Here is a 23,043-nt window from a genome sequence, read left to right on the forward strand (position 1 = left end):
AATCAATGGGCGCGCTGTGACCCGGCGCACAAGCTCCATCAGGCGGGGCGCAGCACTCCCCCGCTCTCGAAGTATGCGTCCCCCGTTGCCGGGCAAATCCACCGGTCATCCTCGTGTTGAAGCGGTTTGCCTGCCTTTCCCACCCATCCGATCCTGCGTGCGGGAACACCCGCCACGAGGGCAAAGTCAGGCACGTCTTTGGTGACGACGGCGCCTGCCGCCACCATCGCCCAGGCGCCAATGGTCAGGGGTGCTACACAGACGGCCCGGGCGCCGATGGCGGCTCCCCGCCTGATGGTCACACCAACTTTGTCCCAGTCATCTTCTGTCTTCAATGCCCCTTCCGGGGTCACCGCACGGGGAAAGACATCATTAGTCAGCACTACTGCCGGGCCAATGAAAACCCCGGCTTCCAAGACTGCGGGTTCGTACACCAATGCGTAATTTTGTACCTTGCAGTTCTCCCCCAGGGTCACACCCGGGCCTATGTAGGCACCGCGGCCTATAACGCAGTTCTCCCCCAGCCGCGCCGCTTCCCTGACCTGGGCAAGATGCCACACCCTGCTGCCGCGGCCTATGTGCGCCCCATCGCCGATGTCCGCGCTGTCAGCAATCGTGTTCAAAGGGACTCCTTCGCTGCTGCCGGACCGCTGGCAAGGTCCAGGGTGTAGTGATCCTAACCGGCCGGTCCCCGTCAGCGGACCACTGAAACCACACGTTTATCCACATAGGCAACGAAGCGCCTGACGGTGGCTGCGTCCTGTGGCTAGCGTGTGGGTACATGCACGAAGGATCCCAACCCATGATGCTCAACTGCACGCTGGTTGATGGCCCCGGATCAGCGCGGGGTCAGGCACCCGTGGAACTGTCCATTAGCGCCCCGGCCGGCACGGCAGGCTCCGTAATCCATGAACACTTGGTCCGGAAATTCCGTGCGGGCATCGTGGCCGTCAAGGGAGAGGACCTGCGATCCCTGGTCCTCGGAGTGGCTCCCCTTGTAGAAGCAGCGGTCCTTGTCGACGGCGGTACCTCCCTGCCCGCCGGGCGCACCCGCCAGCGGCCGGCTCCCGGCACGGCGCCTCCCCTGGTGCTTGCCGTTGACAGCGGACCAGCAGCGGGCACGGTCGTTCCTTTACGGCGCGGCAACTACAGCATCGGCAGAAGCGGAACGCGGATAGCCATCCCGGATCCGGAACTGTCGCGTGAGCACGCACGGATCGTGGTCACAGACACCGACATCCTGTTGATAGACCTGGACAGTGCCAACGGCACCTACGTCGACGGCGAAAGGATCCGGACCAGGGTCATCTCCACGGAGTCGAGCATCAGGTGCGGGCAGTCAACCCTGTCGCTGGTTATTGCAGAGCCGCCTGGCCGGGCCTTGGCTGACGCCGGATCGTCCGTAACGGAGCCCATCGTCGTCCAGGGCCGTGCAAACGCCGGCAACCGGACAGCCCTGGTCCTGGCTGCGGTCCTCCCGCTGGCAATCGGGGTGCTGCTGGCCATATTCACTGGAATGTGGATGTTCCTCGCCTTTTCCGCGGCGTCCGTAGTGTCTGTCCTGGTTCCTGCTGTTTCCGGCAGGCGGGAGAAAAGGGAGTTCTCCCATGCCATGAAGGCGGCTGTTGCGGAAGACCGGGAACGCCGACGGCGGAGCGCCCCTCCCCTGTCCCTCGTCGCATTGGCCGCACAGCCGGCTGATGGGACGTCCGGCACGGGAGCACGCGGCGTGTGGTTGCGGCTGGGCCAGGCAGACCAGGCAGCCAATGTCAGGATCGAGGGGCAAGGTGCTGGTCGGGCGGCGCCGTCGGCGGGCATGGTTCCGGTCGTCCTCGACCCTGACTGTCAGTTCACCGCAGTGATCGGTCCCCGGTCCGCGACCGACGGCGCGATGCGGTCCGTCCTGATGCAACTGGCAGGGTACCCGGGTGCAGGAGCCACGCACGTTCTGGTCCATGGGAACCCGGAAAGCCTTCCCCTCGCCGCCCGGTACCTGTCCCGGGTGACCCTGGCCGCAACGCCACACGCGGCCATCGCTGTCGTGAACAAAGGGCATCCCCGCGGCTGCGAGCGCGGTGTCCTGCTGATCCAGGAAGACACCCCGGCAGAAGCCGCTAACCTCTCGGTACGGGAGGCGGCGATCCGGCGGGGATGGCAAGTGCTTCAGTTTCAGGCCCAGGACGGGGCTTCGCCATCTTCCAACGTCGTCCTCGCCGAACGCGACTCTGTCCTGGCCCAGGATCACCGCGAGACCACCTTCGTCCCCGATCTGGTCCCGGATACTGTGTTCTCTGATTTTTGCCGGCATATGGCGGTCGTACGGAGGCAGGACAACGACCGGCCGGGCAACATTCCCGCTGTCTGCGGCCTTGGCGACGTCCTGCCATTGACGCCCGATGCCACCGCTGACCGCTGGCAGTCAAGCCTCGATAAGGATGGACTGGCCATACCGCTGGGCATCTGCGCATCAGGAACCAAGACCATTGATCTGCAGTACGACGGGCCCCACCTGTTGGTGGCGGGCACCACCGGCTCTGGGAAGTCGGAGCTGCTCCGGAGCCTCACCCTGGCACTCGCCCTGAGCTATCCGCCCGAGCGGGTCAATTTCTTCTTCATCGATTTCAAGGGCGGTTCAGGACTCGGCCCGCTCAGTGGCCTCGTCCACTGCGTGGGACTCCAGACCGACCTGGCCAGCTCCGACATGGAACGAACGCTGACCTCGTTGCGCGCCGAACTGCGCCTCCGGGAGAAGTGCCTTGCCGACGCCAACGTCCCGGACATAACCACGTACCGTTCCACCAGTGCGTCGGAGGATTTTGCCCTCCCACACCTCGTCATCGTCATCGACGAGTTCAGGATGCTGGTTGATGACCTGCCGGAGGTGCTCCGTGAATTGCTGAGGATCGCGTCAATCGGGCGCTCCCTGGGCATTCACCTGATCATTGCAACCCAGCGGCCGCAGGGGGCGCTGACAGCCGATATCCGCGCAAACGTGACCACAAGCATCGCCCTTCGCGTGCAATCCGACATGGAGTCGGTGGACATTATCAATTGCAGGAGCGCGGCCCAGATCAGCGTTGACGCTCCCGGCCGCGCCTTCCTTGTCCGTGGAACGGAGGCCGCCGAGGAGTTTCAGGGGGCTTCGCTGGCTTCGGTGGCAGCGGACCAAGGTCCGGGTTTCGTTTCTGTCCGCCGGACGACGGACTTCCTGGCCTGCCAGGTGGCCGGCCCGGCCAACGCACCGGCTCCTGTGTCTACTCCCGTGCAGGCAGTGGAACCCCTGCTGGCATTGGTGCGGAACCTCTGCACCCACGAGGGCAAGAAGGCGCCAAGGAGGCCCGTTGCCCCCGCCCTGCCGGAGGACCTGGAAGAACCTGCTCCCCGCCCGTCACCAGCCTCTGGTGTCCCCGGCCTGTGGGCCCCGGAACACGCGGACGCGGCCTCCGGTGTTTGCCTCGGCCTTATGGATACGCCGGACAAGCAACGGTTGGAACCCCTGGTGTGGGATCCCGCCCACCACGGCCACGCAGCGTTTATCGGCAGCCCCGCGTCCGGCTCGCAGGCAGCCCAGGAACTCGCCGTCCACAAGCTGCTCACCAGGCCCCAGGAAGCCCATTTCTATGTCCTGGACGCAGCGGGAAGTTTCCTCGGGCTGGCTGGCACGGGCCGGATGGGCGCCCGGGCCGGACTGGACGATCTGCGGCGGGGGGTGCGGATTCTTGAGCGGTTGGCCGGTGAGCTGGGCCGGCGGAGGAGCCATCCAGCGCAGGGACAGGTACGTGTTGTCCTGGTCGTTTCGGGCTGGGGATCCTGGGTGTCGGCTTTCCGTTCGGGGCCGCTGGCCTGGGCTGAAGATTTGGTGCATGACCTTGTCCGTGACGGTGCCAAGGCAGGAATCACGGTTCTGCTCACCGGGGAGCGGGAACTTGTCACAGCCAGATTTTTCGGCGCCGTACCCAACCGTTTCTACTTCCCTGCCGGTTCCACCGAGGAAGGCCGCGCCATGTGGCCGCGAATTCCCTCGATGCCCGCCACCGAGGGACGGGCTGTTGCCTTCGGGCCGGTCTCAGGCGGCAGCCCTGCAATCTGTCAGATTTATCGGCGACGTGCCCCGGAGTGGCCGCTCGAAAATGGCCCGGAGTATCCGGGCCACCTGGTACCTCCCATCCGGGTTGAGCCTCTCCCTGCGCTGATCACGGTCCGGGAGGTCGAAGCGATGGCTCTGGCGGCAGTGGAACAGCCGCCAACAGTTCAGATCCCAGCAGGTCAGGACCCCTCCGCCAGCGACCGCGGGACGGGTAGCACTCCGGTCCATGCGGTGCAGCGCGATAAGTTGCTGGGGGTGGCCGGAGACGAGGTTGCCGCCGCGTTTGTCCGCGTCCCGGGTAACACGGTAGTGGCCGTTCTTGGCGGCCCGGGAAGCGGTAAGAGCAACACACTGCGGGCACTGCAGGCGCTTAATCCATCCCAACCCTGGCGCGCACATCAAGGGCCACCGCACTCCCCAGAAGAGTTTTGGGCCGGCATCCTCCGACAGGCCGAAGACAGGTTATTCCCGCGGGAAACAACGTGGTTGGTCGACGACGCCGACCAACTTGCGCCGCAGGCACTAAGGGATTTGGGTCAACTGCATTCCTTGGGGCATTCCCTGGTGGTTTCTGCTGCCTACAGTCCCATGCTCCTCCAGCGCGTCCCGCTGATGATGACCGCCCGGGCTTCCGGCATCGGCCTGTTGCTCGGCCCGCGTTCCATGGCCGATGGCGACCTCTTCGGTGTCCGGTTCGATGTCGAATCCAATTCCCCACCGGGGCGGGCTGTCTTGATCTCCGGCGGCCGCGCAGTCCCGTTCCAGGTGGCGTGGGCTGGGACGGATGAGTGATTGCGTTCGTTCGTTGGCCCCGATGCCGGCTGCTATGGCAATAACGGCATGTCCGCGATCAAAGCGTTGGCGGGGCGCTGCCTGTGCGGGACGCGTGGCTGACAACCTTATTGGTGAAAAGGAGGACGATGGCAATGACGGCAGGAACCAGCATCGCCAACCCTGCCGGGACCAGGCCACTGGTTAAGGTGGGCATGCCTATGGTGAGGACGAACAACTGGGCCACCAGCGCGGCGGCCCTGGTCCACCGGTAACCGCGGTAGAGGAACACTGCCACCGCGTAAAGCCAGGCCGAGAAGCCGAGCAGGAGGCCCAGGGTAAAGACAGCTCCCCAAAAGGACAGCACCGGGCTGCCGCTGAGAAGTTCGTAGGCATACCAGCCGGCCGCCGCGAGGAGGGCCGTCGCCTCGGCACCAGCAATGGCTGCCACCGCCGTCGCAGCCCCTGGGACAGGGCCGCTCCGCCAACCAGTCCCGCCGGGGCTGCCGGGCTCGCTGGAGGGGGACGGAGTACCTGCTGGGTTTACCGGGGGTCTTGACACACTGGCACCCTACCGGACATAGTCGGACACTGGTGAGGGCCGGAGCCGCCACTGTGATGCATCGCTCAGGTTTCATGGGATATCAGGCGTTATTACCCCTTGTTTACACAGCGTTAACATGACAGGCTTGATGCAGATGACCAAGGGGGCCCAGAGGGCCCTTTTCCTTTGTAGCCACTAGTGAATAATTTCACAAAGGCACTTCCCAGAAATGGAGCTACTGATCAGCATGGATTGGCGTAACCGCGCAGCGTGCCTCGACAAGGACCCGGAACTGTTCTTCCCCGTAGGGAACACAGGACCGGCCCTGCTGCAGATCGAGGAAGCCAAAAGCGTCTGCCGCCGGTGCCCCGTTGTCGACACCTGCCTGCAGTGGGCCCTCGAATCCGGCCAGGACGCCGGCGTCTGGGGCGGCATGAGCGAAGATGAGCGCCGTGCCCTCAAGCGCCGCGCTGCCCGCGCACGCCGCGCTTCCTAGAAACCCCGCACCGGCATAACATCGTCCGGAGCAACGAAACCGACGCACAGAGGCCCCGGGACCATCCAGAAATGGATCGTCCCGGGGCCTCTGTCAGTTCCACTCCCCCGCCGCGGCCAGGGCGGCAGCCCGCCGCGCCTGCGGGCCCCTACCTGCCGGCCAGGCTCAGCCGGATCTTGACCTCGGTGCCGCCGCCCTCACGGCGCTCCCACATAATCGTGCCGCCCAGCTCACTGGTAACGAGGGTCCGGACGATCTGCAGGCCAAGGCCCTCCACGTGCGGTGTCTGCGGGAGTCCCACGCCGTCGTCGGCAATGGTCACCGTCAGCTCCTCACCGTCCTCCCCTTCGGATCGGTCGGCCACGAGCCACACTGTGCCGGCCCTTCCTTCCAGGCCGTGCTCCACAGCATTGGTCACCAGTTCGTTGATGACCAGGGCCAGCGGAGTAGCAAGATCGCTTGGGAGTTCCCCGAAGCTGCCGGAGCGTTCAGTCCTGACCTGCTGCGAGGGGGAAGCCACTTCAGCGGACAGCCGGAACTGGCGCCCGATCAGTTCGTCGAAATCGACGCTTTGAGTCAGCCCCTGGGACAACGTCTCGTGGACCAGTGCAATGGTGGCCACCCGGCGCATCGCCTGCTCCAGGCCTTGCTTCGCTTCGTCGCTCACCATGCGCCGGGACTGCATCCGCAGCAACGCGGCCACGGTCTGCAGATTGTTCTTGACGCGGTGGTGGATTTCGCGGATGGTCGCATCCTTGGTCACCAGCTCCATCTCACGCCGGCGCAGCTCTGAGACATCGCGGCAGAGGACCAACGCACCGAACCGCTGCTGCTCGTCGCGGAGCGGAATGGCCCGCAGGGACAGGCTCACCCCCCTGGACTCAATCTCGCTGCGCCAGGGCATGCGGCCGGTAACGACAAGCGGCAGGGTCTCGTCGACCAGCCGGCGGTCCTTGAGCAGGCCAGCGGTGACTTCAGCGAGCGAACGGCCTTCCAGGGATTCCCCGTCACCTAAGCGGCGAAAGGCTGAAACGCCGTTCGGGCTCGCGTACTGCACCACGCCGTCGGCATCCAGCCTGATCAGCCCGTCCCCGACGCGGGGGGCGCCGCGGCGGGATCCTGTGGGCGAGGCAAAGTCAGGCCACAGACCCAGCGTGCCCATCCGCAGGAGATCGTAGGCGCACTGCCGGTAGGTCAATTCCAGCCGCGACGGCATCCGTGAACTGGAGAGATCCATATGGGTGGTCACCACGGCCAGTGTCCTGCCGTTGCGCACCATGGGGACTGCCTCGACCCGCAGGGCCATCTCGCTGTTCCAGTTTGTCTCGCTGGAACGCTCGATGGATCTGCTGTTCCATGCCTTGTCCACAAGCGGCTGCAGGTCCGAGCGGATGCCCTCACCAACGAAGTCGCTGTGGAATGCCGTGTGTGTGGTGGAAGGACGCACATGTGCCAGGGCAATGTAGCCAAGCTCCGGGTGGGGGAACCAGAGCGCAAGGTCGGCGAACGCAAGGTCCGCGACCATCTGCCAGTCCCCCACCAGGAGGTGCAGCCACTCAGCATCGCCAGGCCCGAAATCAGCGTGTTCCCTGATGGGGTCCGTAAAGATTGCCACTGCACCTCCAGTTGCGGCGCCGAAAACCTAGCGCCGGACGATTGACCTCAAGAGCCTCAATGCTACCGACAGCGAGGCCATGTCGTCCGCCTCGAGCGCGTTCACCTCGTCGAACATGCTCTTTGCCCGGCCCAACTGCTCGGCGTTTTGTGCTTCCCAGTCCTTGAGCCGCGCGTCCGGCGACTCAGCCGTGGACGTGGCGTCCAGCACCGCCGTCGTCATATCCGACACCGTCGAGTACAGGTCATCGCGCAAGGCCGCCCGCGCCAATGCCTGCCACCGGTCCTGCCGTGGGAGGCTGCTGATCCGCTCAAGGAGTGAGTCCGCATGGAACCGGTTGAACACGGTGTAGTAGACCGCCGCAATGTCCTCCACCCGGTCCTTCCGGGAGCGGGCGATCTTGGCAATGTCCAGCAGCACAAAGCTCTCGAACAGCTCGGCCCAGCGCAGCGCAAGGCCTTCGGGGAGTTCCCACTCCCGGCCCTTGGCCAGCCATGCCGCCACCCGCTCGCGGTCGTCCCCACGGAGGTAGTCCAACAGCCGGGCGCGCATTGGATCCATCAGCGGCTTGAACTCTGCCACAACCTCGGCGATGGGGCGAGAGACACTTTCCTGGCTCAAGAGCCAGCGGACTGCCCGGTCCAGGAGCCGCCGGATGTCCAGGTGCACAGTGCTCCAGTGCTCCGTTGGGAAGGATGCCGGCAGGCTGTTGAGCTCCGCCACCATGGCGTCGAGCTCGTACACCTCGCGAAGCGCCACGAATGCCTTGGCAACCGCTACCTCGCTGGCGGACGTTTCCTCCATGACCCGGAATGCGAAGGTGATGCCGCCGAGGTTGATCATGTCATTGGCCACCACCGTGGCGATGATTTCGCGCCGCAGCGGATGGGTGTCCAGCTCGGCGTCAAAACGCTCACGGAGCTGGTGCGGGAAGTAGGAACGCAGCGTGTCCCGGAACCAGGGGTCATCGGCAAGGTCGCTGTCCCTCAGGGCCGACGCCAGCTCGATCTTTGCGTAGGCGGCCAGCACCGACAGCTCCGGCGAGGTCAGTCCCTGGCCCTGCTGGAGCCGCTCCCGCAGGGTCTCCGTGGTGGGCAAGGCCTCCAGGTCGCGCTTCAGGTCGGCGCTTTTCTCCAGCCAGTCCATGAGCCGCTCGTAGCTCGGGCTCCATTCCGCCACGCGCGTCCGGTCGTTCAGGAGCAGGATGTTCTGGTCGATGTTGTCCTCGAGGACCAGGCGTCCCACTTCATCGGTCATGGCGGCAAGGAACTCTGCGCGTTCCGCGGCCGGCAGCTTGCCGGCCGCGACCATCCGGTCAACGAAGATCTTGATGTTGACCTCGTGGTCGGAGCAGTCCACGCCGGCGGAGTTGTCTATGGCGTCGGTATTGAGGATGACGCCCTGCAGGGCTGCCTCAATCCGGCCGCGCTGGGTCATTCCCAGGTTCCCGCCTTCGCCCACTACCTTGACCCGCAGGTCGCGGCCGTTGACCCGGATGGCATCGTTGGCTTTGTCGCCCACGGAAGCGTTGGACTCGGACGACGCCTTGACGTAGGTCCCGATTCCGCCGTTGTAAAGCAGGTCGGCCGGCGCCAGCAGGATGGCACGCAGGAGCTCGGGCGGGCTAAGCTCTGCGGTTTCCGCCGGGATCCCCAGGGCGGCCCGGACCTGCGGCGACACGGGAATGGACTTGGCCTGGCGGGCGAAGACACCGCCGCCTTCACTGATCAGCGACTTGTCGTAGTCGTCCCAGGAGGACCTGGGGAGGTTGAACAGCCTCTGCCGCTCCGCAAACGAGGATTCCTCGTCAGGATTGGGGTCCAGGAAGATGTGGCGGTGGTCAAAGGCCGCCAACAGGCGGATGTGCCGGGAGAGCAGCATCCCGTTCCCGAACACGTCACCGGACATGTCCCCCACGCCAACGACGGTGAAGGGTTCTCTCTGGGTGTCCAGGTCCAGCTCGCTGAAGTGGCGCTTCACCGATTCCCAGGCACCGCGGGCGGTGATGCCCATGGCCTTGTGGTCGTATCCCACGGAACCGCCGGAGGCAAAAGCGTCCCCCAGCCAGAAGCCGTACTCCGCCGACAGCCCGTTGGCGATGTCCGAGAAAGTAGCCGTGCCCTTGTCTGCCGCGACCACCAGGTAGGAGTCGTCGTCGTCATGCCGGACAACGTTCGACGGCGGCACAAGCCGCTCGCCGTCACCTTCAGTCAGGAGGTTGTCAGTGAGGTCCAGCAACCCGCGGATGAATGTCTTGTAGCTTTCCACGCCTTCCGCCATCCACGCCGCCCTGTCCGTGGAAGGGTCCGGGAGCTGCTTGGCGAAGAAGCCGCCCTTGGCCCCCGTGGGCACGATGACGGCGTTTTTGACAGTCTGTGCCTTGACCAGGCCCAGGACCTCGGTGCGGAAGTCCTCCCGCCGGTCGGACCAGCGGAGCCCGCCGCGGGCCACCTTGCCGAACCGAAGGTGCACACCCTCGACCCGGGGTGCGTAAACCCAGATTTCGAACATGGGCCGGGGGAACGGCAGGCCTTCGATCCGGGCCGGATCGAGCTTGAAGCTCAGGTGCGGCTTGTCCTGGTAGAAGTTGGTCCTCAGGGTTGCCTCGATGAGGTTCACGAAGGTGCGCAGCACCCGGTCAGCATCAAGGGTGGCGACCTTTTCGATGGACGCTGCCAGTTCCTGCCGCACGGACGCCTGCGTCTCAGCGCGCTCAGTCTCACCGAGGGAGGGGTCGAAGCGGGCGGCGAAGAGCGCGGTCAGACCCCTGGTGACATCGGGGTTGGCAAGGAGCGTGTCCGCCATGAAGCCGAAGGAGCTGCTGTTGCCCATTTGGCGCATGTAGCGGGCGTAGGCCCGCAGGACCGTGATCTGCCGCCAGTGCAGGCCTTCGCGCAGCACCAGGCGGTCGAAGTTGTCCGATTCCGCGGCACCGGTGACTGCCGCGCCGAAGGAGTCGGCAAGAAGGCCGCCAGTAGTCAGCGGATCGACTCCCGCCGGGTACTTCAGGCCCAGGTCGTAGAGGAAGAAGTCCCGGTGGTCTGCTGTTTCGATTTCAAAGGGCCGCTCGTCCAGGACCTCAAGGCCAAGGTTGTGGAAGAACGGCAGGATCTGGCTCAGGCTCTTGGGCTCCAGCATGTAGAGCTTGACCCGGGCATCCTCCTCAAGTGTTGCCCCTGCACCTTCGGGAAGGTACACGTGCACACCGGGACGGTCCTGCCTCTCGCCGGTGTTCCGCTCTGCAGCGGCCCCGTACTTTTCGAACCGCGCGATGTCTTCGAGGGCATCCTCGACTTCATAGTCCACCCGGTAGCTGGCCGGGAAGGCCTCGGCCCAGGTCGCTGCGAGTTCCTTGGCCTCGGCCGCGTCGCGGCCCTCGCGCAGGACCTCCGCGATGCCTTCACTCCACGACCTGGCCGCCCGGACCAGCCGCTTCTCCAGCTCGTCGCTGTTGACGTGGCTTACATCGGCATCCTTGGGCAGCCGGATCCGGAAGAACAGCCGCGCAAGTGCCGATTCAGTCATGCGGGCTTCATAGTCGATGGAGACTGCCTGGAAGGTTTCGCGCAGTTCCTGTTCGATGCGGAGCCTGACGTTGGTGGTGTACCTGTCCCGGGGAAGGTAGACCACGGCAGACATGAACCGGCCGTAGATATCGGGCCTCAGGAACAGCCGGGTGCGGCGTCGTTCCTGCAGTTTCTGGATTCCAAAGGCGGTCGCGGCGAGATCGGGGATTTCGATCTGGAAGAGTTCGTCGCGGGGGTACGTTTCCAGGATTCCCAGGAGGTCCTTGCCGGAATGCGAGTCAGGCGGGAAACCTGCGTTCTGCAGCACCGCGTCCACCTTTTCCCTGACGATGGGAATGTCGCGGACGGAACCCGCGTAGGCGCTGGTGGCGAAGAGCCCGATGAAGCGGCGTTCACCGTTGACGTTCCCGGCGGCGTCGAAGCTCTTGATGCCAATGTAATCAAGGTAGGCGGACCGGTGAACCGTGGACCGCGAGTTGGCCTTGGTGATCACGAGGGCGCGCTTCTCCCGGGCCTTTTTGCGGCCGGTGTCGGTGAGGTGCTGGATGTGGGGCGAATCCGCGGATGCCCGGAGCAGGCCGAGGCCGCTGTCCTCGCGCAGTTCGAGGACGTCTTCGCCGTCAACGTTGAGCAGGTCGTATTCGCGGTAGCCAAGGAACGTGAAGTTCCCGTCGTCGAGCCAGCGGAGCAGGTCCTTGGCCTGCCGCAGTTCGGCAATTTGGGCGGAGTTGGCCACCCGGTCCAGGCTCTCGGCGATCTCCAGCGCTTTTTGGCGCATCCTGGGCCAGTCCTCGACGGCCGCCCGGACGTCGTTCAGGACACGGGTGAGGCCCGCGAGCAGTGCGGCCTTGGCTTCGTCGGAGATGCGGTGGATTTCGACGGCGATCCAGGACTCCATGTGCGAGGCATTTTCACCCTGCGCAATGAGGTGGGAGAGGTTCGGCATCGCTGCCGTGTCACCACTTGAAATGCCCAGGTGCGTGGGAACCCTGTTGACCTTGACCAGTTCGCCGCTTTCCCGGTTCCTGGTGGCGACAAAGAGCGGATGGACTACCAGCCTGATGGCGGCATGCTGGCGGACAAGCTCGGCGTTGACGGAGTCGACAAGGAACGGCATGTCATCGGTGACAACAAAGACAACGCTGCTGTCTTCTTCGTCGACGATCGATACCTTTGCCTGCCCGGGCTGCCGGATGGATGCCGCCCGGCGATGCTCAGCGGCGCGCGCCTCCAGGACATTCCGGGGGTAGCTTCGGGCATCTTCCTCAGCCAGGTGCTGGTAGTAGTCCCCCATGAAGCCTTCAAAGCCTTCAATGGACAGGGGCTGGTCCTCCACACTGGATCCAGACGACATCAACAACGCCTCCATTAGAGATATTCGCTGCACCCTTGCAGCTCTTATGGCGAGCCTAGTCCTTTGCCCTTCGCCGTGGTGTGGAAGAAAATACAGATGATCTCGATTTTCGCTGGTCGGGTGCACAAACGAGATCGCGGATCGCGTGTCTCAGCGCCGAGTCCGGAGAAGCTTCAAGCAGTAAGGACCCCGCCAGGAGTGCGGCGTCTGCGGCGGCGGCATCGTAGGGCAGGAAAGCCTTGAGCTCCGATGCCGGGCCGTAGCGTTCCCAGGCGTCCCGCAACTGGCGTTCGGGCGCCCTCCCCACGGAGGACGCCCGCACCTTGTTCATCACGACAGTCGGCGACGCCTGCGGCACGGCGCCCTCCAGTTCCGCCAGGGCGCGCACCATCCGGGGTACGCCTACAGGATCGGCAGCGCCAATGGCGTACACGGAGTCGGCAAGCTCCAGCGGACGCAGGGTGGCCGCATTCCGCCGCGGCGCCATGGTGTCAAAGCTAAGTTCTTCATCGGCCTCGAGGCAGAAGCCGGTGTCCACCACCACAACCTCCGCGATCTGCCGGGCCCGTTCAAGGACGAGCGCCAAGGCAGTGGCCCTCAGTTCCGTCCAACGATCGGCCCGGGTTATGCCCGTCAGCACCCGGAACGTCCCGGACGCCGTGGCAACCGTGGCGGCCACCTTCCGGAGGGCGTCCGAGTCCAGCAGGCCCTGGTCTGCAAGCCGGCACGCCTGGGCAAGTCCGGCTGACTCGTCCAGAAGTCCCAGCACCGCGGCGACGCTGGCCCCGTAGGTATCGGCGTCGACCAGCAGGACGTCCCGGCCATCGGCAGCCATCTCCCCGGCAATGTTCACGGCGACTGTGGTCCGGCCGGGCGACCCGGCAGGACCCCATACAACGATCAACTCGCCGGAGGGGTGGCCCTCCGCGTCGGCATCGGGCTGCACTGGGTCCGCGGCCAGGGCCGCCCCGGTGTCAGCGGCCGCACTCAGGTTGGCGGGCCGGGCCGCACCGGTCAGCTGGGCGACGGCGTCGGCGATGCGCTCCGAAAGCTCCGCGGCCTCCACGCTTGCCAGGGTCGAGGCCACACCAATCTTCCGGAGCCGGGCTGCCTCGTCGGCATCGCCCGTCAGCGCAATGACCGCCACGCCGACAGCCCCAAGGCGGTCGACGAGGGAAGCTGTCAGGCCCTCGGACCCCTCGGCAATGACGGCAGCCCGTGCCAGTCCGCTTTGACAGGCCGCAAGAAGCTCGGGAAGTTCCGTACACCTCCGAACCACCGTAACGGGTCCGTGGAGCCTTTCGAGGCCGCCCACCAGATCCTCCTGGCGCTGGCCTACGGTCACCACCGGGATACTCATCGGACGCCGCCCGGGTTCCACACAACGGATATTTTCGCGTCATTGGCCTGCGCACCCAGCAGCGCCGGCATCTGCTTATCCTCCACCAGGACCATCAGCACCGTCGTCTTGGACGAGCCGAGGGCAGTTGAGCCTGTGGTGACCTCAGCAATTTCGGCTCCGGGAAGGATGAGCTTCGGCTCGCTGAATCCGTTCTTGGCATCAGGTTGCGCCACCCAGACGTCAACCCTGGCGCCGGCAGTTGCCTGGGACGGCAAAGTCTGCGTGATGTTCAGGGCAACGGGCTTTCGGTCCAGCCGGTCCGCACCGCCAACGCTTGCTTTGGCGACCAACTGGTCCTTTCCAATCCGCTGCACGGCGACAACATCCTTCGGCAGGCCTTCTGCTGCGGTGATGTAGTGCTGTTCCGTATCACCCAGGCGCACTTTGGCGCGGACAACGTTCTCCGGAGTCAGCCGCTCCCCCACAGCAATGCCGTCCCTGGCAGCGAAGACCTCTGTGGTGCGGTCGGCACTCCCCACCAGGAAGGTAACGCCTGCGACAGACACCAAGACCAGAAGAACGCCCACCAGCAGCCGCGGATCCTTCCAGGATGGGCGCTTCAACCGTGGTGCAGTGGCGCTTGAATCTGGAACCATACCGCTCTCCCCCTAGGTTTACGGACCTGCCGGTTCTGGCCGGACTCCTCATTGTTACCGCCAGGCCCGGGGAACAAAAGTCATTTACTCAAATAGTGATCATCTGTGGAAAACAGGCACAAATGATGCCAGATGATGGCAAAATGGATCCATGCCAAGGTTCCTCACGCTCGCGGATGTCGCTGAGCAGCTCCAGATCAACTCCCCCGCCGCTTATGCCTTGGTCCGCAGCGGTGAGTTGAAGGCCATCCAGGTGGGCGGCCGCGGGCAGTGGCGTGTGGAAGAAAAGATGCTGGAGCAGTACATCGAGGAACGCTATGCCGAGGCCAGCCGCATGATCCAGGAGTCACGCTCCAAGTCGGTGTAACACCGCTACACTGAACCGGCCTTGGGTGACCTGATCATCGCCAGGGCGGTGAAAGGAATGACTGACACCTGGCCCACGCTGTGGGTCCTCCGGGCCTCCCCCGGACTGACCACTGCCAGGTCGATGTAGTCCCCGCCAACCCGGTCGATAACCCCCGTCAGCCGTCCGGCCCCACCATCGATCGTCACAGTCACTTCCGCCCGGTCGCGCGCCAGCGCCCGGAGGGAATGCGCCAGTCCCAGCGCCCGGCGGACTGCTGAACTCTCCGGCCGGACATGCCTGCCGAGACCCACGTATCGCGCTGCAGCCGCATAGGGAACCAGCACCTGATGCCGGTCTTCATCCAGGACCAGGGCATCCGCCCCGACGTGGGTCAGTTCACCCGCCGCAGACTCGCCGCACAGCAGATGGACCCCGATCCTGCAGCCGAGAACTGCCCGCAGCCTGTCTTCGAGCCGCAGGCCAACCATCTCGGCCCGTGTCCGCTCACCGACCTCGGCGTCGAGCGCCAGCCGATCGGCCTCCGCGAGCTGGCTTTCCATGTCATTGAAGAGGGCATCCCAGCGCATCCCGCCAGCGTAGGATGCGCTGCGCCGCCAGTCAACGCGCATACTTTTCATTCCAAGTCTGGACAAACCTCGTCCAAGCGGTTCAAACTGAACCAAACAACATCTAATTGCATCAAACAGATCCAAAGGCGGAAAAATGAGTCGATTGAACTCCAGGGAGTGGCAGGATGCCGCCATGGTGATGGCCCTGCTGGTGCTCGGCTTCCTGCTCAGCGTCCTGGGATCAGGGCTGTTGGAACAATGGCGGGTTTCGGCAGCCGGCGCGCAGGAAGCATCCGTTGAATTCCTCCTGGCTGCGGCCGCGGCCGCTGCCGGTATGGGGCTATTGCTGTGGTGGGTATTTTCGATGGGGTGTGCTGGAACTTCCCTCCTGCTGGAGCGGCTGGGGCGGCATAGGGCCGCGGCCGCCACCCGCAAGCTCTCTCCCGCCTTCATGCGAAGGGCACTGGTCGCCGCCCTCTCGATACAGCTGTTGGCAGGGGCCGCAGCGCAGGCCGCCACCACTGGGCCGGGGCCGGAGTGGACACCAACTTACGGGCAATCCTCCGCGGCTCCTTCCACTCATGCACCGGCCAACGGCGTTCCGGCCACGGACCAGGATGGCCAGCCCGGGATCCCTTCCCCAGCTCAACAGGTCAGCACGGAGACCCCACGGACCATTTTGGAAAACGCGTCGCCCCAATGGCAGCCAACGGCCGGGACGCCCACCACCGCACTTACCCCAGGGTGGCAGCCCGCTTCCCCTGTCGTTGAACCTGGCCTGCTCGCCGCACCCCAAAGCAGGACCACGGCGGGGCCGAAGCCGGAGGGTCCTGGAACGGATACGCAGCCGGACCAAGTTACCGTTCTCGCCGGGGACACGCTGTGGTCCATCGTGGCCGCCCAGTTGGGGCCGGGGGCATCGGATGTGGACATAGCCCTTGAGTGGCCGCGGTGGTATGCAGCGAACCGGGCCGTTATTGGTGGCAGTCCGGACGTCCTGCTTCCGGGCCAGATTCTTCAGGCGCCTGCAGGACCCTAGCGTTCACCGCCCCCGTTGCGCCCGCCACGTGTCCGGCAGGACCGGGACGTCGCACCACTATGCCTTCACGCCGTATCTGCATGGCCTGCGGAGCCATCCAACGCCAATACAGCCGCTCAAACCGTCAGCTATCTGAAGCAAGGGGAAAACAATGACCGCAGTGACACCGGTACGGGCCGTCCGGGAGATGGCCGCCAACACCGTCAACGGCGGAACGGGCTTGGCCAAACCCCCGTCGGGGACAGGCAACGCGGCGCCCGCAGGCCCGCCCCCCGGTGCGAACACGCCGTCACTGCGGCCAATCAACGAGGCAGCGGAAGTCAAGGCCATCACCAGGGGAACGGTCCAGGCCTCCATGGAAGTCCTTGCCGGGGTCCGGCCCATTCACCAGTTGGCTCGGCGCCTTGATCCGCGGTGCCTCGCATCGCTGCAGCACCGGGCCGCACTGATCAGGAGGGAACTTACAAGGACGGGGAATCCCGCGCTGGCCCGGCTCCACCGGAATTCCACTGTCCGCTCAGTGCGGGTGTGCGAGGTGGCCGAGGGGATCTACGAGGCAAGTGCCGTGGTGGTGGATGACGTCCGGGCACGTGCCGTTGCCGTCCGGCTTGAGCGCAGCAAGCAGGTTTGGCGGGTCGTTGAACTCGTTATCGGTTGACTCTCCGAAGGCAGCACGGGACAGAAACGCTGTCCGACAACCAATCAGGGCAGGGGCCCTGAGGCCCCTGCCCTGTTGACCAACGCCGTCAATGATTTTGCGACGCTGCCGCTACTTCTTCTTTTTCTTCGCGGGGCGCTTGGCCGCGTCCTGTGCAGCTGCCTTGGCAGGATTGCCGGATCGTCCGCTTCCTGCGCGGGTTTCCACCCGGGTCTGGGTACCGCCGCTCTCGCTGGGAGCCGTGTACTGGAGCTGTGCCGGCTTTTCGGGGGCCTCGAGGCCGGCTGCATGAACCTGCGGGTCCACGTGTTCAGTGTGGCCGCCGGCGGCGTCCGGAACCACAACATCCTGTGCCGGCGTCACTTCCACCTCAAGGTTGTACAGGAATCCGACGCTTTCCTCCCGGATGGCTTCCATCATGCTTTGGAACATGGCGAAACCTTCGCGCTGGTACTCCACCAGCGGATCACGCTGCGCCATGGCGCGCAGGCCAATGCCCTCCTTGAGGTAATCCATCTCGTAGAGGTGTTCCTGCCATTTGCGGCCAATGACGGACAGGACCACACGGCGTTCGAGCTCGCGCATGCTTTCGGAGCCGATGACCTCCTCGCGGGACTGGTACACCAGCCGGGCGTCGGAAAGGATTTCCTCCTTCAGCAGTTCCACCGTGACCCTGGACTTGCCGCCGGCTTCTTCGATGATGTCTTCCGCGGTAACGCTGACAGGGTAGAGCGTTTTAAGGTTCGTCCACAGCTGGTGGAAGTCCCAGTCGTCCCCGTTCCCTTCTCCGGTAGCGGCGTCGATCAGGGCCGTGATGGTGTCCTCAATGAAGAACTGCACCTTCTCGTGGAGGTCGTCGCCCTCAAGGATGCGGCGGCGGTCGCTGTAGATGGCTTCGCGCTGGCGGTTGAGGACGTCGTCGTATTTCAGGACGTTCTTTCGCTGCTCGGCGTTCCGGCCCTCCACTTGTCCCTGGGCGGAGGCGATGGCCCGGGACACGAGCTTCGATTCCAGCGCAACGTCGTCCGGCACGGAGCTGTTCATCAGCCGTTCCGCGGCGCCGGAGTTGAAGAGCCGCATGAGGTCATCGGTCAGCGACAGGTAGAAGCGGGACTCACCGGGGTCGCCCTGGCGGCCGGAGCGGCCGCGGAGCTGGTTGTCGATGCGGCGTGATTCGTGGCGCTCGGTGCCCAGGACGTAGAGGCCCCCGAGGTCCAGGACTTCCTCGTGTTCGTCTTTGACGGACTGCTTGGCTGCTTCGAGCGCTGCGGGCCACGCGGCCTCGTACTCTTCGGAGTTCTCCTCCGGATCAAGCCCGCGCTTGGCAAGTTCGGCGACGGCCGTGAATTCGGCGTTGCCGCCCAGCATGATGTCCGTACCGCGGCCTGCCATGTTGGTGGCCACGGTAACAGCGCCCTTGCGTCCCGCCTGGGCGACGATGGCAGCTTCACGGGCGTGGTTCTTGGCGTTCAGAACCTCGTGGCGGATGCCTTCCTTGGCGAGGAGCTTGGACAGGTACTCGCTCTTCTCCACGCTGGTGGTGCCCACAAGGACAGGCTGGCCTTTTTCGTGGCGTTCGGCGATATCGCGCACCACGGCGTCGAACTTTACAACTTCGTTCTTGAAGACGAGGTCCGGCTGGTCGATCCGCTGCATGTCCCTGTTGGTGGGAATGGCAACGACGCCGAGCTTGTATGTGCTCATGAACTCGGCCGCCTCAGTCTCGGCGGTACCGGTCATGCCGGAAAGCTTGCCGAACATGCGGAAGTAGTTCTGCAGCGTCACGGTGGCGAGGGTCTGGTTTTCCGCCTTGATCTCGACGCCTTCCTTGGCCTCGATCGCCTGGTGCATGCCTTCGTTGTAGCGCCGGCCCGCCAGGATGCGGCCTGTGTGCTCGTCCACGATCAGCACTTCGCCGTCCAGGATGACGTAGTCCTTGTCGCGCTTGAACAGTTCCTTGGCCTTGATGGCGTTGTTCAGGAACCCAATCAGGGGCGTGTTTGCTGACTCGTACAGGTTGGAGATGCCCAGGTAGTCTTCGACCTTCTCGATGCCGGTCTCCAGCACGCCCACCGTGCGCTTCTTTTCGTCGACCTCGTAGTCCTTGTCCGCCTGCAGCCGGAGCACGACCTTGGCGAATTCGCTGTACCAGCGGTTGGTGTCCCCCTGCGCCGGGCCGGAGATGATCAACGGCGTACGTGCCTCGTCGATGAGGATGGAGTCAACTTCGTCCACGATGGCGAAGTTGTGGCCACGCTGGACCAGCTCGGTCCGGTCCCACGCCATATTGTCGCGCAGGTAGTCGAACCCGAACTCGTTGTTGGTCCCGTAGGTGATGTCGGCTGCATACTGCTGGCGGCGGACAGCCGGATCCTGGTTGGCGAGAATAACGCCGCTCGTCAGCCCAAGGAAGCGGTAGACACGGCCCATGAGCTCTGACTGGTATTCGGCGAGGTAGTCGTTGACCGTGACCACATGGACGCCCTTGCCGGTGAGGGCGTTCAGGTAGGCGGGAGCGGTCGCCACCAGGGTCTTGCCTTCACCGGTCTTCATTTCGGCAATATTGCCAAGGTGCAGGGCGGCACCACCCATCAGCTGGACGTCGAAGTGGCGCATGCCCAAGGTACGGGACGACGCTTCGCGTACAGCAGCGAACGCTTCCGGAAGCAGGTCATCAAGCTTTTCGCCATCCTGGTGGCGTGCCCGGAGGCGGTCCGTTTCTTCCCGCAGTTCCGCGTCGGTAAAGGTCTTGAATGAGTCTTCGAGGGCGTTAATGGAATCGGCGTAGTTCCGCAGCTGCCGGAGTGTTTTCTTGTCACCCGTGCGGAGAATTTTTTCGATAAGTGATGCCACGTGAAGATGCTCCCAGTCTGATGCCGCCGAATTCTGGCGTGTTCAGTCTACGGGAGAGACACGCGGCCGGTGCCCCTTTTCCCTGAGAGCGGATACTCCCTAGAGCCGCGCCAGCCCGTGGGCCACGGCGGCGGCAAGGTCCCCTGCCGGCTCCACTTCGACGTCGGGCAGGCCAAGCCATTGGGCCATGAGGGCCAGCTCAGCCGCGAGTTCGACGGCGGTGTCCGGGGGTGCGTCCGGCTCGGCGAACGCGGACCTCACCAGAAGCCGCCCGGCTGCCCGGTCCGCTTTAAGGTCCACCCGTGCCACCATCCTGTCGCGCAACAGGAAAGGGAGCACGTAGTAGCCGTAGCGCCGTTTGGGCTCCGGGGTGTAGATCTCGATCCGGTAATGGAACCCAAAGAGTTCGAACAGGCGCCGCCGCTCGAAGACCAGGGAATCGAACGGGCTCAGCAGCGCACGCCCGGTGGCCTGCCGCGGCAGCACGGAATCCACGTGCCTGAATACCTTCCGTTCCCAGCCGGCCACGGTGACGGGCTCCAGCCTGCCGTGCTCCACCAGATGCTGAACGGCCAGCGCCGTTGCCTTGACCGGAGTCCGGAAGTAGTCGGCGAAGCAGCGGACGCTGCCGATACCGTGTGCCTGGGCTGCCGCGTCGGTCAGGCGGCGGAGTGCGGCCACGGCATCACCGTCCGATGCCGCTGCCGCCAGGTGTGGGAGGACTTTGGAGGTCAGCGTGTACCGGCGTTCGAACTGGGCGGTCCTGGAAGCGGCCGATACCAGTCCTTCTTCGAAGAGGTGCTCCAGGACGCGCTTCACGGCGTTCCAGTTCCACCCCCAGTTCTCCGCCTGTCTATCTTCGACATGCCCGATCCGTGCCGTCAGTTCCGACGCCGTCATGGGTCGGGAGCTGGCGAGAACCGCCAGGATCCTGGCCGCCACGTCGTTGCGGAGCCCTGGGTCCATGCGGGAGGCGCCTACCCATGCCCGTTTCTGCCATAGAAGGAGGTCCCGGTAGTGCTCCGGCCGGATGAAGCTTGCTTCGTGGGCCCAATACTCGAGCATCCGCCGCGGTTGGCTGCCGGACATACGTTGCAGGATGTCCCGGTCGTAGTTGCCAAGACGTGAATAGAAGGGAAGGAAGTGGCTGCGGACCAGGACGTTGACGGAATCGATCTGGACGAGCTGGAGACGGGCAAAGGTGCGGCCCACCGTCCGTGCTGTCACGGGGCCGGTGGGCCGTCCTCTGTGGAGTCCCTGCGCTGCCAGTGCGATCCGCCGTGCCTGGTCCAGGCTCAGCGATGCCGGCAATTCAGTCCTCTCTGGTGGTTGATGCCGCCTTTAAGCGTTGGCGGGGGCGTCGTCCGAGCGGTAAGCGAGGACCTTTTCCTCAACCACCGTGTCCCCCGGTTCGCACTCGTGGTCCAGGGTGATGACGCCGTAGGTCCAGCCGCGGCGGCGGTATACGACCGATGGTGTGTTGGTGGCTTTGTCGACGAAGAGATAGAAGTCGTGGCCTACAAGCTCCATGTTGTCCACGGCGTCGTCAAGCGTCATGGAGGCAGCGGGAAAGACCTTGCGACGGATCAGCACCGGCGAATTCCCGGCCGGGATGTCGTTCTCGACATCGTAGGGGGACTTTTCCTCGGCTGCCTGCGAGGATTCGCTCCAGCGGTTGGCTTCAAGGTACAGCGGCTCGTGTGCGCTGGCGGGTTCGAGGGAAGCGGTGGCTTCACGGACAGCCTTGGGGGTGTGGCGGCCATGGTGGACCTTCTTGCGGTCCTTTGCGCGCCGGAGCCGCTCAAGCAACTTGTTGTAGGCGAGGTCAAAGGCGGCAAATTTGTCTGCGGCGCTCGCTTCGGCGCGGATTACAGGGCCCCTGCCCAGGACTGTCACCTCGACGGTCAACTGGTCGCCGGTCTGCCGGGCATTGGTCTCCTTGGAGACTTTCGTATCGACCCGCTGGATCTTGTCGCCAAGCGATTCGATCTTCGCGATCTTTTCCCCGGCGTACTCGCGGAACCGGTCTGAAACGGTCAGATTTCGTCCGCTGATCATAAACTCCATGGTGCCCTCCAAATGACTTCGGTGACACGACGGCGGCACTTCCTTGGGCCCAGCTGTCTGACAGTCGAGCCCCTCTCCGAGCCGCCATCGAAAGGTACATTCTGTTCTTGGTACCCACCACCGACGTTAGTTCATAGCCACCTGTTATTCATCCTTTCCCGGTTTATTTTTTTCTAAGTCATGGCTCCTCCCGTGCGGTATGGGGACCGGAGTGGCGGGGGCGGAGGCATCGGGCGGGCGTGTCGCCGCAAGCACCACAGCGCCCCTCACCTGGGCGCCGGCGACATGCAGGGCGCGGGCGGCTTCGCCAATGGTGGCACCGGTTGTCAGCACGTCATCGATGATGATGCAGGGACGGCCCAGGACCTTTTGGCGGTTGCCCGGACGGACCCGCATGGAACCTCTGACCCGTTGCGCACGGCTCCCCTGCCCAGGCCTTTTTGGCCGCCCATCCGGCCGGGGAGCAGGAGGCCCGGTCCAGGCTTCTTGGCCAGGACATCCGCGACGTTGAGTCCAGGCAACTGCCGTGCCGCCTCTTTCAGGAGCAGGTGGACCGGGCTAAACCCCCGGTTGAGGTACGCGGCCGTGCCGGTAGGGACCGGAACCAGCAGCACCCCGCTGCCGTCCCGGGCTGCAGCCCTGACCGCCGCGGCAAGTGCCCGGCCCAGGCTCCTGCGAAGCTGGTGCTGGCCGTGCCGCTTGAAAGAAAGCAGGCCCTGTGCCAGTTCGTCCCGGTACACACCCGCGGCAACCACCGGAAGCATGATGGTCCCGTCGACGTCCACCAACGCGGGCGCACCGCTTTCAGCCCGGAAGGGGCTCCGGGCCAGCCGGCGGATGCGGCTGGCGCAGGATGCGCAGAGAGTGCGGTCCTCCGCACCGCAGCAGACGCAGTCAACCGGCACAGCCAGGGCCAGCAGATCCGCCGCTGCGCCGGACAACCAGTCCGTGAGCCGCAGGAGGACGGCCGCGTGCTCGTCCCTGTGCAAGGCGGGGAAAGGCGGTGGCGGGTGAAGGTCCGGGTCCATCCTCCGGGTACCCTCGGGGCCCGACGCCGTTGCGCCGCCTCCGCCTGATCTGCTGTTCATTCCTGAAGCATGCATCACGTGAGCTCGG

17 protein-coding genes are annotated in these 23,043 nt (G+C 64.8%); 5 read left to right on the forward strand and 12 right to left on the reverse strand.

Annotated features, from left to right (window positions below):
- Nucleotides 1-38: 38 nt before the first annotated feature.
- The gene (locus NIBR502770_RS10745; protein ID WP_141159978.1) at nt 39-623 is read right to left on the reverse strand and encodes an acyltransferase; all 585 of its coding nucleotides are present in this window, start codon (nt 621-623) and stop codon (nt 39-41) included.
- Between the two features lie 179 nt (nt 624-802).
- Between NIBR502770_RS10745 and NIBR502770_RS10750 the strand changes: the two genes are divergently transcribed.
- Nucleotides 803-4,879, forward strand: coding sequence for an FtsK/SpoIIIE domain-containing protein (locus NIBR502770_RS10750; RefSeq protein ID WP_141181921.1), 4,077 nt, complete (start codon nt 803-805; stop codon nt 4,877-4,879).
- 58 nt (nt 4,880-4,937) lie between these two features.
- On the opposite strand, the gene NIBR502770_RS10755 is transcribed toward NIBR502770_RS10750, so the two are convergent.
- Nucleotides 4,938-5,309, reverse strand: coding sequence for a hypothetical protein (locus NIBR502770_RS10755; RefSeq protein WP_141159976.1), 372 nt, complete (start codon nt 5,307-5,309; stop codon nt 4,938-4,940).
- Nucleotides 5,310-5,649: 340 nt separating this feature from the next.
- Here NIBR502770_RS10755 and NIBR502770_RS10760 point away from each other — a divergent pair, with 340 nt between their 5' ends.
- Nucleotides 5,650-5,898: a WhiB family transcriptional regulator gene (locus tag NIBR502770_RS10760; protein ID WP_003804966.1), complete on the forward strand. Its 249-nt coding sequence runs from the start codon at nt 5,650-5,652 to the stop codon at nt 5,896-5,898.
- Between the two features lie 148 nt (nt 5,899-6,046).
- Here the strand turns inward: NIBR502770_RS10760 and NIBR502770_RS10765 are convergent, their stop codons facing one another.
- From NIBR502770_RS10765 to NIBR502770_RS10780, 4 genes are read right to left on the reverse strand one after another with little or no spacing between them, the layout of a single operon-like run.
- Entirely contained in the window at nt 6,047-7,513 is a 1,467-nt protein-coding gene (locus NIBR502770_RS10765; protein WP_141159975.1) for a sensor histidine kinase, read from the reverse strand.
- Between the two features lie 27 nt (nt 7,514-7,540).
- Nucleotides 7,541-12,394: an NAD-glutamate dehydrogenase gene (locus tag NIBR502770_RS10770; RefSeq protein ID WP_141181922.1), complete on the reverse strand. Its 4,854-nt coding sequence runs from the start codon at nt 12,392-12,394 to the stop codon at nt 7,541-7,543.
- Nucleotides 12,395-12,449: 55 nt separating this feature from the next.
- Nucleotides 12,450-13,754, reverse strand: coding sequence for a P-loop NTPase (locus tag NIBR502770_RS10775; protein ID WP_141181923.1), 1,305 nt, complete (start codon nt 13,752-13,754; stop codon nt 12,450-12,452).
- Nucleotides 13,751-14,392, reverse strand: a complete 642-nt coding sequence (locus NIBR502770_RS10780) for a hypothetical protein (RefSeq protein ID WP_141159972.1) — start codon at nt 14,390-14,392, stop codon at nt 13,751-13,753. The genes NIBR502770_RS10775 and NIBR502770_RS10780 overlap by 4 nt, the downstream gene beginning before the upstream one ends.
- Nucleotides 14,393-14,543: 151 nt before the next feature.
- Here NIBR502770_RS10780 and NIBR502770_RS10785 point away from each other — a divergent pair, with 151 nt between their 5' ends.
- Nucleotides 14,544-14,759 carry a helix-turn-helix domain-containing protein gene (locus tag NIBR502770_RS10785; RefSeq protein ID WP_018768505.1) on the forward strand — a complete coding sequence of 72 codons (216 nt, stop codon included), beginning with the start codon at nt 14,544-14,546 and terminating at the stop codon, nt 14,757-14,759.
- 5 nt (nt 14,760-14,764) lie between these two features.
- Here the strand turns inward: NIBR502770_RS10785 and NIBR502770_RS10790 are convergent, their stop codons facing one another.
- Complete coding sequence (locus NIBR502770_RS10790; protein ID WP_371416456.1) at nt 14,765-15,370, reverse strand: hypothetical protein; 606 nt, start codon at nt 15,368-15,370, stop codon at nt 14,765-14,767.
- Nucleotides 15,371-15,464: 94 nt separating this feature from the next.
- Between NIBR502770_RS10790 and NIBR502770_RS10795 the strand changes: the two genes are divergently transcribed.
- Both NIBR502770_RS10795 and NIBR502770_RS10800 read left to right on the forward strand, forming a co-directional pair.
- Nucleotides 15,465-16,349, forward strand: coding sequence for a LysM peptidoglycan-binding domain-containing protein (locus NIBR502770_RS10795; RefSeq protein ID WP_141181924.1), 885 nt, complete (start codon nt 15,465-15,467; stop codon nt 16,347-16,349).
- A gap of 151 nt (nt 16,350-16,500) precedes the next feature.
- On the forward strand, nt 16,501-17,007 hold the full coding sequence (locus tag NIBR502770_RS10800) for an Rv3235 family protein (protein ID WP_141181925.1): 507 nt from the start codon (nt 16,501-16,503) through the stop codon (nt 17,005-17,007).
- A 111-nt stretch (nt 17,008-17,118) separates the two neighbouring features.
- Here the strand turns inward: NIBR502770_RS10800 and secA are convergent, their stop codons facing one another.
- The 5 genes from secA to NIBR502770_RS10820 form a co-directional block, all read right to left on the reverse strand.
- Nucleotides 17,119-19,860, reverse strand: coding sequence for a preprotein translocase subunit SecA (secA, locus tag NIBR502770_RS10805; RefSeq protein WP_141181926.1), 2,742 nt, complete (start codon nt 19,858-19,860; stop codon nt 17,119-17,121).
- A 99-nt stretch (nt 19,861-19,959) separates the two neighbouring features.
- Entirely contained in the window at nt 19,960-21,171 is a 1,212-nt protein-coding gene (locus tag NIBR502770_RS10810) for a winged helix-turn-helix domain-containing protein (protein WP_141159967.1), read from the reverse strand.
- Between the two features lie 30 nt (nt 21,172-21,201).
- Complete coding sequence (gene hpf, locus NIBR502770_RS10815) at nt 21,202-21,927, reverse strand: ribosome hibernation-promoting factor, HPF/YfiA family (protein ID WP_141159966.1); 726 nt, start codon at nt 21,925-21,927, stop codon at nt 21,202-21,204.
- A gap of 144 nt (nt 21,928-22,071) precedes the next feature.
- Nucleotides 22,072-22,323 carry a ComF family protein gene (locus NIBR502770_RS21490; protein ID WP_246857243.1) on the reverse strand — a complete coding sequence of 84 codons (252 nt, stop codon included), beginning with the start codon at nt 22,321-22,323 and terminating at the stop codon, nt 22,072-22,074.
- Complete coding sequence (locus NIBR502770_RS10820; protein WP_246857244.1) at nt 22,254-23,015, reverse strand: ComF family protein; 762 nt, start codon at nt 23,013-23,015, stop codon at nt 22,254-22,256. Before NIBR502770_RS10820 ends, NIBR502770_RS21490 begins: the two co-directional genes overlap by 70 nt.
- Nucleotides 23,016-23,043: the final 28 nt, after the last annotated feature.

Origin of the sequence: Pseudarthrobacter sp. NIBRBAC000502770 (assembly GCF_006517815.1) — a bacterium.
GTDB lineage: Bacteria > Actinomycetota > Actinomycetes > Actinomycetales > Micrococcaceae > Arthrobacter > Arthrobacter niigatensis.

Coding starts and splice junctions, on each gene's coding strand:
- NIBR502770_RS10750 (WP_141181921.1), top strand. CDS start 803: ATGATGCTCAACTGCACGCTGGTTGATGGCCCCGGATCAGCGCGGGGT.
- NIBR502770_RS10760 (WP_003804966.1), top strand. CDS start 5,650: ATGGATTGGCGTAACCGCGCAGCGTGCCTCGACAAGGACCCGGAACTG.
- NIBR502770_RS10770 (WP_141181922.1), bottom strand. CDS start 12,394: ATGTCGTCTGGATCCAGTGTGGAGGACCAGCCCCTGTCCATTGAAGGC.
- NIBR502770_RS10775 (WP_141181923.1), bottom strand. CDS start 13,754: ATGAGTATCCCGGTGGTGACCGTAGGCCAGCGCCAGGAGGATCTGGTG.
- NIBR502770_RS10780 (WP_141159972.1), bottom strand. CDS start 14,392: ATGGTTCCAGATTCAAGCGCCACTGCACCACGGTTGAAGCGCCCATCC.
- NIBR502770_RS10785 (WP_018768505.1), top strand. CDS start 14,544: ATGCCAAGGTTCCTCACGCTCGCGGATGTCGCTGAGCAGCTCCAGATC.
- NIBR502770_RS10790 (WP_371416456.1), bottom strand. CDS start 15,370: ATGCGCGTTGACTGGCGGCGCAGCGCATCCTACGCTGGCGGGATGCGC.
- NIBR502770_RS10795 (WP_141181924.1), top strand. CDS start 15,465: ATGAGTCGATTGAACTCCAGGGAGTGGCAGGATGCCGCCATGGTGATG.
- NIBR502770_RS10800 (WP_141181925.1), top strand. CDS start 16,501: ATGACCGCAGTGACACCGGTACGGGCCGTCCGGGAGATGGCCGCCAAC.
- hpf (WP_141159966.1), bottom strand. CDS start 21,927: ATGGAGTTTATGATCAGCGGACGAAATCTGACCGTTTCAGACCGGTTC.
- NIBR502770_RS21490 (WP_246857243.1), bottom strand. CDS start 22,323: ATGCGGGTCCGTCCGGGCAACCGCCAAAAGGTCCTGGGCCGTCCCTGC.
- NIBR502770_RS10820 (WP_246857244.1), bottom strand. CDS start 23,015: ATGAACAGCAGATCAGGCGGAGGCGGCGCAACGGCGTCGGGCCCCGAG.